Source organism: Rhizobium phaseoli (genome assembly GCF_003985125.1).
GTDB classification, from domain to species: domain Bacteria; phylum Pseudomonadota; class Alphaproteobacteria; order Rhizobiales; family Rhizobiaceae; genus Rhizobium; species Rhizobium phaseoli.
Window position 1 is genome coordinate 236,605 of the sequence record NZ_ML133567.1, and the last position, 14,280, is coordinate 250,884.

Genomic DNA, 14,280 nt, shown 5'->3' on the forward strand with positions numbered 1-14,280 from the left:
TATAGATCACATCTGAGGCACAAGGTACGGGAGCGGCGTGATGCTTGATATGCTGGTTGTGGGCGGGGGCTATGTCGGCCTTTCCGCTGCCGTTGCGGTCAAGCAGGCAGCCCCGCATCTGAAAGTCTCGGTGGTCGAGGCCGCACCCGAGCATGTGTGGAAAAGCGACGCGCGCGCTTCCGCCGTCATCGCCGCCGCCGTGAAGATGCTCGAAATCTTCGGCATCTGGAGCGAGATCGAGCCGGAAGCTCAGCCGATTACCAAGATGATCGTCACCGATTCGAGAACCTCGGACCCGGTGCGCCCGGTTTTCCTCACCTTCGACGGCGAAGTGGCCGAAGGCCGGCCCTTCGCGCACATGATCCCCAATGTCGCCATGGTCGCGGCCCTGCGCGGCGCCTGCGAACGGCTCGGCATCGACATCCGCCACGGACTTGGCGCGACGGAGCTCAAAACTGAGGACAGCCATGCCACCGTCACGCTTTCGGACGGCAGTATGCTGCAATCGCGGCTGGTGGTGGCCTGCGACGGCGTGCGCTCGAAGCTGCGCGATCTCGCCGGCATCAGAACGGTCACCTGGGACTACGGCCAGTCCGGCATTGTCGCGACCGTCGAGCACGAGCGATCGCATGACGGCTGCGCCGAAGAGCATTTCCTGCCGGCCGGCCCCTTCGCCATCCTGCCGCTCAAAAACAACCGTTCTTCGCTGGTCTGGACCGAGCGCACGCATGATGCAGAGCGTCTGGTCGCCGCCGACGAGCTGGTCTTCGAGGAGGAACTGGAACGCCGCTTCGGCCACAAGCTCGGGGCACTGAAGGTGATCGGCGACAAGCGCGCCTTTCCGCTCGGTCTGACGCTCGCCCGCGCCTTCGTCGCCCCGCGTTTCGCGCTCGCCGGCGACGCCGCCCACGGCATCCATCCGATCTCGGGACAAGGCTTGAACCTCGGCTTCAAGGATGTGGCGGCGCTGGCCGAAACCATCGTGGAAGCCGATCGTCTCGGCCTCGATATCGGCTCGATCAACACTCTCGAGCGCTACCAGACCTGGCGGCGCTTCGACACTTTCCGCATGGGCGTGACGACCGACGTGCTGAACCGGCTCTTCTCCAATGACGCAATGCCGATCCGCGTCGCCCGCGATGTCGGTCTCGGCATTGTCGACCGGTTGCCGCGCCTCAAATCCTTCTTCATCGGCCAGGCGGCCGGAACGACGGCGAAGGACAATCCGCGCCTGCTGGCCGGCGAAGCGATTTAACTTTTGTTTTCACGCAATTCCCTGCAAAAGCGCTCCGCGCTTTGCCTGGGAAAACCGCTTCTCACTTTTCCTGGAATTGCTTTATTCGTCGAGGCGCCGCGCCTCAGACACCAGCATGATCGGAATGCCGTCGCGGATCGGATAGGCAAGGCGCGCCTTTTCCGAAACGAGCTCATTGTGTTCGCGATCATAGGAAAGCCGGCCCTTGGAGAGCGGGCAGACCAGGAGCTCCAGCAGTTTCGGATCGACGCGGCTGAGTTTTTCGTCCATGGCCGAAGTTTACTGCAGAACCGTGTCGGAGTCACCGAAGACCCGCGCCAGCACGATCTCGGTAATGGCGATCAACGTCTCGGCCCGCGTCTTGAGATCGGGCGCCTCGAGGAGAGCCTGTTTTTCGGCCGGTCCGAACGGCGACATCATGGCGAGCGAATTGACCAGCGTCAGATTGCTCGCCCGCTCGACGCTCTCCCAGTCGGCTTCCAGCTTGTTGGCATCGAGATAGGCCTTGAAGGCGGTGAGCAGGGCGGTGCGATCGACCGCCTCCTCCTCGTTCTCGGCCGAGAGGTCGGCGATGAAAGGCGCGATCCGGAAGGTGCGGAAGGGGTCGCTGGTCACCTTCTCCTCCAGTAGCCGGAAGCGGCAGACGCCAGTCAGCGACACGATATAGCGCCCGTCGCCGGTCTCGGCGAAGGAGGTGATTCGCCCGAGGCAGCCGACGGCGGCAAGACTGGGCTCGCCGCCCTTGTCCTCATGTTCGCCGAGCGCCGGCTGCACCATGCCGATCAGCCGGTTTCCGGCAAGCGCTGCATCCAGCATCGCCAAATAGCGCGGCTCGAAGATGTTGAGAGGAAGCTGCCCGGCCGGCAGGAGGAGGGCTCCGGGCAGCGGGAAGACGGCGATCGCATAGGGCAGATCGCCCGGCTTCAGGTATCTGGCATTACCGACTTGCATGAAACCGTCCCGCATTCTTGTAAACGGGCATGCCCGTTCTGACGAGAATGTGGTGCCCCCGCTTAAAAACGCAAGGGCCGACATTCTAATCTTAGGAGAACAGCATCGCCGAAAGCTTGCGGCGGGCGGCAACCGTCGCCGGATCCTTGAAACCCCAGACCTCGAAGAACTGCAGCAGCTGGCGGCGCGCGCCGTCATCGTCGAAGCTTCGGTCCTTGCGCATGATCTGAAGCAGATGTTCGGCCGCCTCGTCGCGCCGGCCTTCGACATTGAGGATCTTGGCGAGCTTCAGCCGCGCTTCGTGATTGTCGGGATCGGCGGCCAGTTCACGCTCGAGGGCAACGGGATCGCCGAGCTTGCGCGCCTCCTCGATCTGGTCGAGCTTCTTCAAGACCGCCTGGATGCCGGCATCTCTAGCGAGCTCCTCGGGCAGATCGGTCAGTGTCTCGCGCGCCCGCTGGTGCTGGTTTGCGGCGATCATGCATTCGGCCATTCCGGCAAGCGCCTTGGCATTCTCGGGATCAGCCTGCATGACGGCGCCGTAAAGCTGCGCGGCTTCGTTGAGGTTGCCGGCGGCAAGCAGTTCCGACGCTTCCGTCAGGGCGGCCTCGATTTCGGCCGCCTCATCGGCGCCGGCCGGTCCGGCGATCCGGTCGATGAACTGAGTAATCTGGCTTTCCGGCACCGCGCCCATGAAACCGTCGGCCGGGCGGCCGTTGACGAAGGCGATGACGGCGGGGATAGACTGGATGCCGAGCTGGCCGGCAATCGAGGGATGGTCGTCGATGTTCATCTTGACCAGTCTGACGCGGCCCTTGGCCTCGTTGACAACCTTCTCCAGGACCGGCGTCAGCTGCTTGCACGGCCCGCACCAGGGCGCCCAGAAATCGACCAGCACCGGCTGTTTGCGCGATTCCTCGATGACGTCCTTGCCGAAATTCGCCGTCGTCGTGTCGGTGATGTAGCTGCCGGCCGCAGCCGCCGGTGCGCCCTGAGCGCCGAAGCTGGCCGTTGCCGACATCTGATTTCCGAAGGAACCGTTATAGGGGTTGTTGCTGCCGCTCATAGGTATCTCCCGCGCGCCGATCCTGCCGGCATCATTGTAGCGCTAAAATCGTATGTCAGGACGTCACTTTCAAGACAAGCGGCTTGTGTCCGGTCGCTTCCATGAAACGGATGAGATCGCCGCTCGCAATCGAGGTCGTCGCATCGTTGGCGAGCGGATGGCAGTTGACGATCTCTTCGCGCATCAGATCGGCATCGAGCACGAAGGTGACGCTCCCTGCCGTATCGTTGATCGCGCCGAAGGCGGTGACCGCGCCGGGAATGACACCGAGATACTCCATGAGCTTCTCAGCCCGGCCGAAGGAAACCCGGCCGGAGCCGCCGATGATGGTGTGAACCTGCTTGAGGTCGACCTCGGCATTCTCTTCGACGGTCAGCAGAAAATACCTGTCCTTCTTGTCCTTAATGAAGAGATTCTTGGTGTGGCCGCCGGGGATCTCGTCGCGCAGCGCAACCGATTCGGCCACGGTGAAAACAGGCGCGTGATCGACCGTCTTATGGGCGATGCCGAGCCCGTCGAGGAAGGCAAACAGATCTTCTTTCGTCTTGGGGGTGTTTTCGGGCATCGGGCAATCCATTGGTGGCGAGGAAAAAGCGAGGCGTCCTGGTTAAGTCCGTCCACATCATTTGGCAATCTTCGCCACCGACGCCCGACCCCCACATTTGCGGCCTTTCCGCATGCCTCATGCGACCGCACGAATTTTTCTTCGCCTCTTCGTCATTTCCCTGTTGCATTTGAAAATCCGTTAGGCCATATAGCGCCCGTCGCCACGAGGCGGCGCCCACGGTCCAACGACTACCCCGGACCGATGCGGATTGAGCGGGTGTAGCTCAGGGGTAGAGCACAACCTTGCCAAGGTTGGGGTCGAGGGTTCGAATCCCTTCGCCCGCTCCAGTTTTCCCAGTATCATACCAAAAACATATCAGTAGCCCGTCCCCGTGACATGGATGATAGACCGCAGTCCGAACGGGTTGTCAGTGACCCAGCACCTTTTTCACCCAAGTCGCAACCTCGTCGCCGCTGCTGACGTCCGCCTGCACCAGCCCGTCGATCATAAAGGTCGGTGAGACGTGGATGCCGTTTTGCCGGGCATAGCGGCAGTGCCATTTGATCTCCCGGTCGAAATCGGCAATTGCGAAAGCGTCCTTCAGCTTCACACCGCTATAGCCTTCCAGGCGCTCGATGATCTGATTCGGTGTGGCGTCCATGTTCGCGCCGCCGGCGTGATGATCGAATTCGAATTCCTCCCGATGCGCGGCGACGGCGGCCAGGACCTTCTTTGCCGTCTCCTTGCCGCCTTCCAGCGTCGAAGCTGCGATGATGCAGCGGACGATCACGCCGGAATACATATGCCAGGGCTGCGATTGCAGACGGATTTTCACCGTGATCTTCTCCTCGCCGGCCTGCTCGAGAAAAGCGTCCAGCTTGTTGAATGCCTTGGCAGAATAAGGATCGGTCGGCTCGAGGAAGACTTCGAAGATGCGCGGGCCATTGCCCCAGCGCAGCGGATCCGCGTGCCACGAAGTTTCGGTCATAACGATCTCCTTTCCGTTTCGTGAAATCGGCTATTCGGTTAACGAATCAAGCTCCAAAAACCATGCTTCTTTCCGTGTTGACGCTTCAACTCGGCGACATAGGCGTCGTGAGGCCGGGCATTGCCGAAATCGTCGATGTGAGGTGCGAGCGATGCGCACTCCGCCAGATGGCGCGCGGCATGCCTGTAACGGCTGGATCGGCCGTAATCGAGAGCGAAGCCGATCATCGACCGCAGCAGCATGGTTGCCGCGAGCGGGTGTTTCTCCTGCAGCATTTCGGCGGCCGGCGTCATCAGCTCGTAGAGGTTGCCATCGAGTTCCGCCTGGCGCTTGGAGACGAGTTTGGCTGCCTCGGCAGCTGCCGGCCAGGCGAGGAAAAAGGCAAGGGCTCGATGAACATCGGGAAAACCGTGTGCGAAGGCGAATGCTTTCTCCTCAGCCTCGATGTCGTCGAAGTCGGCGAGCTTTCGCAGGAAAGCGCGAAGGTGCTCCCCATTCAGCGACTGCTCGAAGCATTGCCATCGATAGGCCTGCGCTTCCTCTCCCCGTCCGAGCGCGTCGAGCGCTTCTGCGCGGGCGCGCTGCCATTCAAAAGGCAGTTCGAACCACCCCCGCTGATCGATGCCATCCAAAATCCTCAACGCCTCCTCGGCGCGTCCCGCCGAAAGCAAGCGGCCGGCGATCTCCGCCGCGACCGTCGGCGCCCTTAAGGTTTCCTCCGGCTGGTGGGCGATGAAGGCATCGACATCATCCTGGGCATCGGCAATGTCCTGCAGGGCGATGCGCGCCGTCAGTCGCCGATGGTTGGCGTAGATCTCGTCCTTGTAGATCGGCCCGTTGCCGCCCCAGCCGAATATCTCCCGCTCGGCCTCGGCAGGCTTCTCCTCCTGTTCGTTCGACCATTGCATCAGTAGGCTCTTCAAACGTTCCAGACCGTCCTTGCCCAGCGCCGGAACCATCTCGGCGATCAGCGGGTCATATTGGCCGTGGTCGTTATCCTGCAACGCGGTGAAGACCTTGTCGGCAAGGACATCGATACCGATCCCCGCGGACCTGGCGATGACGGCGGCATCGGCGCATGCCTGATGGAACGTCTCGATGAAGGCGATGTCGCTGCTGTTGGATCGGTGGAATATCGAATCGGCAACGGCAAGGAATTGCCAGATGAGATCGAACGCCTCCTTCGGATCGTCGGCGGCCACGACGGTAACGATGGCGGATCGCTGCGTTTCGAGGTCGGCGTTGACGGCCTTTACTTTATGCCATTCGATGACGCTCTGCGCTCGTGCGATGCTGCCGAGGCGCTTGCGGATTTCACGCGCGACCTCGGTGCTGCCCTGATTGCCGGCCAGCTCCATGCGAAGTCGCCGTTTATGGGCGGCGCTGCCGGTGCTGATCTCGATTAGCAGTTCGGCGAGGCGCTGCGCACCGAGCGCCTCCAGGTTTTTCGCGTTGAGAGTCGTCTTTGCTGCCATAGGTCACCGCTGTCGTTTCGCGCCGACCCTAACTCGGTATTCAAATCAGTCCAAGCTGCCAAGCGAGGAGAGGCAGCTATATCGTACCGCGAATTCGTATGACTTTATCGGCGGTTAGTCTCGCCGAATCATGGCCGTTAGCTAAAAACTAACGCTGCCTCGTAACGACTCCTAAAGCCGGTTTTGGCACCTTGTTGCCTGTCGAATATTTTTTCCAAATTTCTCGCTGGGGTTGATTATGAGTCACAATAAAGACGCCTGGGTCAGCCAGCGCGCTTATTCGCTGTGGGAATTGGAAGGCAGGCCGGAAGGGCGTGGGGAAAGCCATTGGGCGCAGGCGCTCAAGGAATTCGAGCAGCTGGAACTGACGAAGGCCTCGCCCGACGGAAACGATCTCATCGAGAAGCTGAAGGCAGCCGGGCGGCTGATGCGGGTCTATGATGAGGCGGCCCCCGGCGTCGACAACGACCGGCAGATCAAGGCGGCCCGTTAGACCCCAATTCCGCACAGCCAAGATAGTCAGCGGCAGTCCAGACGGACGATCGGTCTTGTGGGCAGACGTCTTGCCACTTCGGCAAAATCGGCGTCGAGAAATATCGAAAGTGTGCCCGGGTAAAGGTCGCCCGTTCCCGCCGCGCGGCGCTGATCGACGGGATAGGCCTCGAGGCATTCGGCCCCATTCCTCCTTGCAAATTCGACGGCATGTTTCAAAAGCAGGCGAGACAGGCCCTGGCGCCGGAACGGTTTGCGGACGATGAAGCAGTTGATCGACCAGACCGGCCTGTCATCAACCGGAGCGAAGGGTTTTGACCGGCGCAGCCGGTCGAACACCGCGCGCGGCGCCACACCGCACCATCCGGCCGGCTCGTCGTCGTGATAGCCGAGAATGCCCGGCGGACGCGGCTGGGTGACAAGATCCCGAAACCAGCTGCGATTTCCCTCACCCCATCCCGCCTTGTAATCGGCATTTGGAAGATACCAGTAGGCGCAGCGGCAATTCCGCCCGCCCGCACAATCGTCGAAGACCGATTCGATATCGGTCAGGCGATCGGCGGTGGCGAGGACGAAAGAGAAACGATCCGGCATGCCGGCAAGTTATGGCGCGGGCGGGCGACCGGCAAGCGGCCGTCCTTTGAGGCCTCGCCCAAATCTACTGGCGGGCGGCCCAGCCGAGGCCGCGCCGCAGGATCAGCGGCATGTAGGGATGGTCGAATTCGGCCGCGACATGGCCGAGAGCGGAATAGAAGATACGGCCGGCGCCGAAATGGCGCTTGAAGACAACAGGCATCACGACATTGCGGGCCGCCGGATCATATGCTCCGGTGAAGGTGGTGGTCGCCAGGATTTCGACCGTGGGATCGTAATGCAGATAATATTGCTCCGACCGGTAGTCGAAGTCGGGAATGCCCTCCATAACAGGATCGTCCTGGCGGGTGACCGCGACGCGGAAGTCGATAATGTTGCCGGGATGGGCGACCCAGGTGACGCCGGAGACATAGCGGAAAGGCGCGCTTTCCTTGAAGGAGGTGGCAAGCGCCCCGTGATGGCCGGCAAGCCCGAGCCCGCCGCGCACCGCTTCGACCAGGCCAAGGGCATGATCCTTCTCAAGCTTTTCGCCAGTGATGATCGGCACCAGCAGATCGGCTTTCGCGAGCGTCGGAGATCCGAATATGCCGAGATCGCCGGTCACCTCGACCGCAAAGCCGTCTTCGCGCAGGAGATCGGCGACGATATGGGCGCATTGCTCCGGCTCGTGACCCTGCCAGCCGCCCCAGACGACCAATGCCTTCCTCATTCACGCGCTCCCTGGCTGATTGCTGCGGACACATGGTGGTGAAAGCCCCTTAAAACGGGCGGTTACGCAAATCACGCGAATAATTCACGAACCGCCGATCCGGCACAATCGCCCGAGTGCCGGGTGGTTCGACATTGGACCCGTTGCCCATTGACGCCTGTCGCAGTTCCTTCTTTTTATTGCCGTGCTTCTCGTCTAGGTTTCTCCCGTCTTTCAAGAACAACAAGGGTGGTGCATGGCAGGTGAAACGATTCTTGTGGTCGGCGGCGCCGGTTATATCGGCTCGCATACGTGCCTCGACCTGGCGAACAAGGGCTACAAGCCTGTCGTCTTCGATAATTTTTCCAACGGCCATCGCGAGTTCGTCAAATGGGGGCCGGCCGAGGAAGGCGATATTCGCGATCGCGCCCGGCTGGACGAGGTGCTCGCCAAGCATAGGCCGGCGGCGATCCTGCATTTCGCGGCGCTGATCGAGGTCGGCGAATCGGTCAAGGATCCGGTTTCCTTCTATGAGAACAATGTGATCGGCACCCTGACGCTGCTTTCGGCGGCACAGGCCGCCGGCATCAACGCCTTCGTCTTCTCCTCCACCTGCGCCACTTACGGCCTGCCGCAAAGCGTGCCGCTTGACGAGACGCACCGGCAGCTGCCGATCAACCCCTATGGGCGGACGAAACATATCGTCGAACAGGCGCTTGCCGATTACGATCAGTATAAGAGCCTGCGCTCGGTGGTGCTGCGTTATTTCAACGCCGCCGGCGCCGATTTCGAAGGCCGCATCGGCGAATGGCACCAGCCGGAGACGCATGCGATCCCGCTGGCGATCGACGCGGCACTCGGCCGCCGTCAGGGCTTCAAGGTGTTCGGCAGCGATTATGAGACGCGCGACGGCACCTGCGTGCGCGACTATATCCATGTGCTGGATCTTGCCGACGCGCATGTGCGCGCCGTCGAATATCTCTTGAAGGGCGGAGAGTCCGTCGCGCTCAACCTCGGCACCGGCACCGGTACGACGGTCAAGGAATTGCTCGGCGCGATCGAGGAGGTGTCGAACCGGCCGTTCCCGGTCGAATATATCGGCCGTCGCGAGGGCGATTCGCACACCCTGGTCGCCAATAACGACAAGGCGCGCGACGTGCTCGGCTGGGTGCCGCAATATGATCTGTCCGCGATCATCCGCTCCGCCTGGAACTGGCATGCACGATCCAACCAGCATTGAGCCAGCTCGAATCAAGAGCGACCGCCGACCGAACATTCTGCTGATCACCGCGGACCAGTGGCGCGGCGACTGCCTGTCTTCTGCCGGTCATGCTTGCGTGAAAACGCCGAATGTCGATGCCTTGGCACACGAGGGCACGCTGTTCCGGCGGCACTATGCCGGGGCGGCACCCTGCTCGCCGGCGCGGGCGACCCTCTATACCGGCCTTTACCAGATGAACCACCGGGTCTGCCGCAACGGCTCGCCGCTCGACGCCCGCTTCGACAATCTGGCGCTGGCGGCGCGGCGGGCGGGATACGATCCGACGCTGTTCGGCTATACCGACACGGCGCCCGATCCGCGCGGTATGGATGCCGGCGATCCGCATTTGACGACCTATGAAGGCGTATTGCCTGGCTTTACGGTCCGCCAGCTTCTGCCCGAGCATGAAAGACAATGGCTCTCCTGGCTGAGGTCCCGCGGCCATGCCGATGCCGTCAACCGCGACATCCATATTCCGGTCGGTGCGCAAGCCGGTGAAATTTCCAACGCGGCGCCGGCCTATTCCCGCGACGAGACCCAGACCGCGTTCCTGGCCGGCGAATTCATCCGCTGGATGGGCGAGCAGGACGGGCCGTGGTGCGCGCATGTCTCTTTTTTGCGTCCGCATCCGCCGTTTTCCGTGCCGGAGCCGTTCAACCGGATGTTCGGGCCGGGCGACGGACCGGCTTTTGCGCGCGCGGCAAACGCCCAAGCGGAAGAGGAAAGTCATCCCTATCTCGCTTATGCCATGCCGCGCACCGGCAAGGGCAATTTCATTCACGGCGCCACCGGGCCGCTCAGCGGCTGGAATGGCGAGGATTTCGCTGCGATCCGGGCGATCTACTACGGCATGATCTCTGAGGTTGACGCGCAGCTCGGCCGCATCTGGCAGGCGCTGAAAGATGCGGATGCCTGGGAGAATACGCTTATCGTCTTCACGTCCGATCACGCCGAGATGGCGGGCGATCACTGGACGCTCGGCAAGGGCGGCTTCTTCGACGGCAGCTATCATGTTCCGCTTGTCATTCGCGATCCCGCAAGCAGTGCCGTCGGCGGGATCGTCGACGAATTCACCAGCGCTGCGGATATTTTTCCGACATTATGCGAAAAGCTCGGCGTCGAGGCAAAAAACGGCCTCGACGGCCGCTCGCTCATGCCGTTCGTCAACGGCGGAAGTGAGCCGGGATGGCGGGATATGGCATTCTGGGAATTCGATTTCCGCGATATCGCCGCCTGCGAAGCGGAACGGCATTTCGGGCTGAGGTCCAACCAATGCAATCTCGCGGTAATCCGCGATGCACGGTTCAAATATGTGCATTTTACCGCACTGCCGCCGCTGCTCTTCAATCTGCGCGACGATCCGATGGAGCTCGACAATGTCGCGTCCGATCCGGCCTATGCGGCCGTCCGGCTTGAATATGCCGAGAAGCTGCTGTCGCTGAGAGCGCAGCATCTGGATCAGACGCTGGCCCATACCGAGCTGACGGAAAAAGGGCCGGTGACGCGCCGGCCCTGATCGAGCTTTGCCGGGGATGGCCTGAATTAGCCGAGATAATCGCGCTTGCCGATCGGCGCGCCCTGGTTGCGCAGGATGGCGTGAGCGGTGGCGACGTGGAAATAGAAGTTCGGCAGCGCGAAGGTCGCGACATATTCGTCACCCGGGAGCACGATACCGCTGTTGCCGGGCAAGGTGATCTGCCGGCCTTCCACGCCTTCCAGCGCCTGCACCGAAAATGTGGCGAGATAGGCTTCGGTCTTTGCCAGGCGCTCGCGCAACTCGTCGAACGTCTTCTCATTGTCTTCGAATTTCGGGGCGTCCGTGCCGGTCAGCCGAGCGAGGGTGAATTTGGCGCTGTCGCTGGCGCGCTGATACTGGCCGGAAAGCGGCAGCATGTCGGGCGCAAGGCGGGCGGCGACCAGGACGGCGGGATCGAAATTCTTCTCCTTCGCATAGGCCTCCGCCTTGTCGAGGTAGGTTTTGAGGCTGGCGAGGCCGCGCTGGAACATGGGGACGGTGAGGCGATACATCGAAACGGACATGTGTCCTATCTCCAAATCTTCAAAATGGTCGGGGCAGCAATAAGAGAGCCGAGAGCGCCTGCCGCCGTAAGCGTGCCTTCGGCTTCGGATAGATGGATATTCCCGCCGCCTTTGACAATGCAGCGAAAGGCTTTGCTGGCCCCGCCATCGCAGCACGCCCATCGCTTTCTTGCGGCGAAAGAGACTTGACGTCGCTGCAGGAAAATGGAATGAATATTCCGCAGGACAAATTTTACGGTTTGTTTGTTCCGTTTTACGGGACGCCGCGGGAGAGGCGGCGCAGCAAATTGCGGCTTCAGGGCAAATGCCTGGGGCTCCGGCGTGAGGAGGGTGCAGCCGGGCACCGTTTGTGGAGGAAGTACAATGAAAAAGTTTATCCTGGGCACTGCGATGGCGCTCGTCATGTCGGCGGCCGCTCACGCGGAAACCGTCGGCGTCTCGATGGCGAAGTTCGACGACAACTTTCTGACCGTTCTGCGCAACGGCATGACCGATTATGCCAAGACACTGAGCGGTGTGACGCTGCAGGTCGAGGACGCTCAGAACGACGTTTCCAAGCAGCAGAGCCAGATCCAGAATTTCATCGCCTCCAAGGTCGATGCAATCATCGTCAACCCTGTCGATACCGACGCGACGACGGCCATGTCGAAGCTTGCCGCCGATGCCGGCATCCCGCTGGTCTACGTCAATCGCCAGCCGGTCAACGTCGACACGCTGCCGGAAAAGCAGGCCTTCGTTGCATCCAACGAGCAGGAATCCGGCACGCTGGAAACCAAGGAAATCTGCCGCATTCTCGGCGGCAAGGGCAAGGCTGTCGTCATCATGGGCGAGCTTTCCAACCAGGCTGCGCGCATGCGCACCCAGGACGTTCATGACGTCATCAAGACTGATGAATGCAAGGGCCTGGAGATCGTCGAAGAGCAGACAGCCAACTGGGACCGCACCCAGGGCGCCGACCTGATGACCAACTGGCTCTCCAGCGGCATCGAATTCGACGCCGTCATCTCCAACAATGACGAAATGGCAATCGGCGCCATCCAGGCGCTGAAGGCAGCCGGTAAGGATATGAGCAAGGTCGTCATCGGCGGCGTCGACGCCACGCAGGACGCGCTTGCCGCCATGCAGGCCGGCGATCTCGACGTGACCGTGTTCCAGGATGCCGCCGGTCAGGGCAAGGGCGCTCTCGACACCGCGCTGAAGATCGCCAAGGGCGAAAAGACCGAGAAGAAGGTTTATATTCCCTTCCAGCTCGTCACGCCTGAAAACGTCAAGGACTTCGTCACCAAGAACTGAGGCGAACGCCAACAGGATGCGGGCAAAACCCGCATCCTTTCCGCCTGCCCGTATCCGGAGGAGATGATATGGCCGTCAGCCCGACAACCATGGCAGCCGTTCGCGCAAGCGGCGCAGTTCCGAATGCGGAATATCTGCTGAGCGCCGAAGGTGTTCGCAAGGAATTTCCTGGGGTCGTCGCGCTCGATGACGTGCAGTTCCGGCTGAAGCGCGCCTCCGTGCATGCGCTGATGGGCGAAAACGGCGCCGGCAAATCGACGCTGATGAAGATCCTCGCCGGCATCTACATACCGGATAAAGGCGATATCCGCCTGAAGGGCATCGAGATCCAGCTGAAATCTCCGCTTGACGCGCTGGAGAACGGCATTGCGATGATCCATCAGGAACTGAACCTGATGCCGTTCATGACGGTTGCCGAAAATATCTGGATCCGCCGCGAACCGAAGAATCGCTTCGGCTTCGTCGATCACGGCGTCATGCACCGGATGACCGAAGAGCTGTTTGCCCGGCTGAATATCGACATCGATCCCGATATCGAGGTCCGGTACCTGTCGGTTGCCAACCGGCAAATGGTCGAGATCGCCAAGGCGGTTTCCTATAATTCCGACGTGCTGATCATGGACGAGCCGACTTCGGCGCTGACCGAGCGCGAGGTCGAGCACCTTTTCCGCATTATCCGCGACCTCAGGGCGCAGGGTATCGGCATCGTCTATATCACCCACAAGATGAACGAGCTTTTCGAGATCGCCGACGAGTTTTCGGTGTTCCGCGATGGTCGCTATATCGGCACGCACGCTTCGACCGACGTCACCCGCGACGATATCATCCGCATGATGGTCGGGCGCGAGATCACCCAGATGTTCCCCAAGGAAGAGGTGCCGATCGGCGAGGTGATGCTTTCGGTCAAGGATCTCTGCCTCAACGGCGTCTTCAAGAACGTCTCCTTCGAGGTAAGGGCGGGCGAGATCCTCGGCGTGGCCGGTCTGGTCGGTTCCGGTCGTTCGAATGTCGCCGAAACGCTCTTCGGCGTGACGCCGGCAAGCTCCGGCTCGATCGAACTCTACGGAAAACCGGTGACGATTTCTTCGCCGACCGAGGCCATTCGTCACCAGATGGCGTTCCTGACCGAGGACCGCAAGGATACCGGCTGTCTGCTGATCCTCGATATTCTCGAGAACATGCAGATTGCCGTGCTGCAGGACAGATATGTCAAGGGCGGCTTCGTGCAGCAGGGCGCCATCGAGGCGACCTGCGAAGATATGGCAAAGAAGCTGCGGGTGAAAACGCCCAATCTCTACGAGCGGGTAGAAAATCTTTCCGGCGGCAACCAGCAGAAGGTGCTGATCGGCCGCTGGCTGCTCACCAATCCGCGGATCCTCATCCTCGACGAGCCGACGCGCGGCATCGATGTCGGCGCCAAGGCGGAAATCCACCGGCTGGTCACGGAAATGGCGCGAAACGGCGTAGCGGTAATCATGATCTCGTCCGAGATGCCCGAGGTGCTCGGGATGAGCGACCGCATCATGGTCATGCACGAGGGCCGCGTCACCGGTTTCCTCAATCGCGATGAAGCAACGCAGATCAAGGTGATGGAGCTGGCTGCGCAGTGATTCGCGGTCTGCAATCGCCC

At 61.4% G+C, this 14,280-nt stretch carries 15 protein-coding genes and 1 tRNA gene; 7 read left to right on the forward strand and 9 right to left on the reverse strand.

All coding sequences use genetic code 11. The features are described from left to right. The first annotated feature begins 40 nt into the window (after positions 1 to 40). Positions 41 to 1,255 carry a ubiquinone biosynthesis hydroxylase gene (locus EFD56_RS06780; protein ID WP_126904984.1) on the forward strand — a complete coding sequence of 405 codons (1,215 nt, stop codon included), beginning with the start codon at positions 41 to 43 and terminating at the stop codon, positions 1,253 to 1,255. Positions 1,256 to 1,336: 81 nt separating this feature from the next. On the opposite strand, the gene EFD56_RS06785 is transcribed toward EFD56_RS06780, so the two are convergent. From EFD56_RS06785 to EFD56_RS06800, 4 genes are all read right to left on the reverse strand, one after another. Beyond that, positions 1,337 to 1,525: a Trm112 family protein gene (locus EFD56_RS06785; RefSeq protein WP_010034724.1), complete on the reverse strand. Its 189-nt coding sequence runs from the start codon at positions 1,523 to 1,525 to the stop codon at positions 1,337 to 1,339. 9 nt (positions 1,526 to 1,534) lie between these two features. Further along, entirely contained in the window at positions 1,535 to 2,221 is a 687-nt protein-coding gene (locus tag EFD56_RS06790) for an LON peptidase substrate-binding domain-containing protein (RefSeq protein ID WP_206513411.1), read from the reverse strand. 76 nt (positions 2,222 to 2,297) lie between these two features. Beyond that, on the reverse strand, positions 2,298 to 3,272 hold the full coding sequence (trxA, locus tag EFD56_RS06795) for a thioredoxin (protein ID WP_016736316.1): 975 nt from the start codon (positions 3,270 to 3,272) through the stop codon (positions 2,298 to 2,300). A 55-nt stretch (positions 3,273 to 3,327) separates the two neighbouring features. After that, positions 3,328 to 3,837 (reverse strand): prolyl-tRNA synthetase associated domain-containing protein, encoded by a 510-nt coding sequence (locus tag EFD56_RS06800; protein ID WP_126904986.1) that lies wholly within the window; start codon positions 3,835 to 3,837, stop codon positions 3,328 to 3,330. A gap of 254 nt (positions 3,838 to 4,091) precedes the next feature. On the opposite strand from EFD56_RS06800, the gene EFD56_RS06805 reads away from it, so the two are divergent. Further along, positions 4,092 to 4,166 (forward strand) — tRNA-Gly (locus tag EFD56_RS06805). An 80-nt stretch (positions 4,167 to 4,246) separates the two neighbouring features. On the opposite strand, the gene EFD56_RS06810 is transcribed toward EFD56_RS06805, so the two are convergent. Both EFD56_RS06810 and EFD56_RS06815 read right to left on the reverse strand, forming a co-directional pair. Beyond that, complete coding sequence (locus EFD56_RS06810) at positions 4,247 to 4,807, reverse strand: DsbA family protein (protein WP_126904987.1); 561 nt, start codon at positions 4,805 to 4,807, stop codon at positions 4,247 to 4,249. A 38-nt stretch (positions 4,808 to 4,845) separates the two neighbouring features. Continuing rightward, entirely contained in the window at positions 4,846 to 6,282 is a 1,437-nt protein-coding gene (locus EFD56_RS06815; protein WP_126904988.1) for a DUF6880 family protein, read from the reverse strand. Positions 6,283 to 6,520: 238 nt separating this feature from the next. On the opposite strand from EFD56_RS06815, the gene EFD56_RS06820 reads away from it, so the two are divergent. Then, positions 6,521 to 6,775 (forward strand): DUF2934 domain-containing protein, encoded by a 255-nt coding sequence (locus EFD56_RS06820; protein ID WP_126904989.1) that lies wholly within the window; start codon positions 6,521 to 6,523, stop codon positions 6,773 to 6,775. A gap of 26 nt (positions 6,776 to 6,801) precedes the next feature. Here the strand turns inward: EFD56_RS06820 and EFD56_RS06825 are convergent, their stop codons facing one another. Continuing rightward, positions 6,802 to 7,368, reverse strand: coding sequence for a GNAT family N-acetyltransferase (locus EFD56_RS06825; protein ID WP_126904990.1), 567 nt, complete (start codon positions 7,366 to 7,368; stop codon positions 6,802 to 6,804). A gap of 64 nt (positions 7,369 to 7,432) precedes the next feature. Next, positions 7,433 to 8,077 carry a ThuA domain-containing protein gene (locus EFD56_RS06830; RefSeq protein WP_126904991.1) on the reverse strand — a complete coding sequence of 215 codons (645 nt, stop codon included), beginning with the start codon at positions 8,075 to 8,077 and terminating at the stop codon, positions 7,433 to 7,435. A 235-nt stretch (positions 8,078 to 8,312) separates the two neighbouring features. Between EFD56_RS06830 and galE the strand changes: the two genes are divergently transcribed. Beyond that, positions 8,313 to 9,296 (forward strand): UDP-glucose 4-epimerase GalE, encoded by a 984-nt coding sequence (galE, locus tag EFD56_RS06835; RefSeq protein ID WP_085743470.1) that lies wholly within the window; start codon positions 8,313 to 8,315, stop codon positions 9,294 to 9,296. Then, positions 9,274 to 10,833, forward strand: a complete 1,560-nt coding sequence (locus EFD56_RS06840; protein ID WP_085743471.1) for an alkaline phosphatase family protein — start codon at positions 9,274 to 9,276, stop codon at positions 10,831 to 10,833. The genes galE and EFD56_RS06840 overlap by 23 nt, the downstream gene beginning before the upstream one ends. Before the next feature lie 26 nt (positions 10,834 to 10,859). Here the strand turns inward: EFD56_RS06840 and EFD56_RS06845 are convergent, their stop codons facing one another. Beyond that, the gene (locus EFD56_RS06845; RefSeq protein ID WP_064828693.1) at positions 10,860 to 11,357 is read right to left on the reverse strand and encodes a DUF1993 domain-containing protein; all 498 of its coding nucleotides are present in this window, start codon (positions 11,355 to 11,357) and stop codon (positions 10,860 to 10,862) included. 363 nt (positions 11,358 to 11,720) lie between these two features. Here EFD56_RS06845 and EFD56_RS06850 point away from each other — a divergent pair, with 363 nt between their 5' ends. Beyond that, positions 11,721 to 12,650 carry a sugar ABC transporter substrate-binding protein gene (locus EFD56_RS06850; protein WP_012485567.1) on the forward strand — a complete coding sequence of 310 codons (930 nt, stop codon included), beginning with the start codon at positions 11,721 to 11,723 and terminating at the stop codon, positions 12,648 to 12,650. Between the two features lie 68 nt (positions 12,651 to 12,718). Next, positions 12,719 to 14,260 carry a sugar ABC transporter ATP-binding protein gene (locus EFD56_RS06855; RefSeq protein WP_085743472.1) on the forward strand — a complete coding sequence of 514 codons (1,542 nt, stop codon included), beginning with the start codon at positions 12,719 to 12,721 and terminating at the stop codon, positions 14,258 to 14,260. The last annotated feature ends 20 nt before the right edge of the window (positions 14,261 to 14,280 follow it).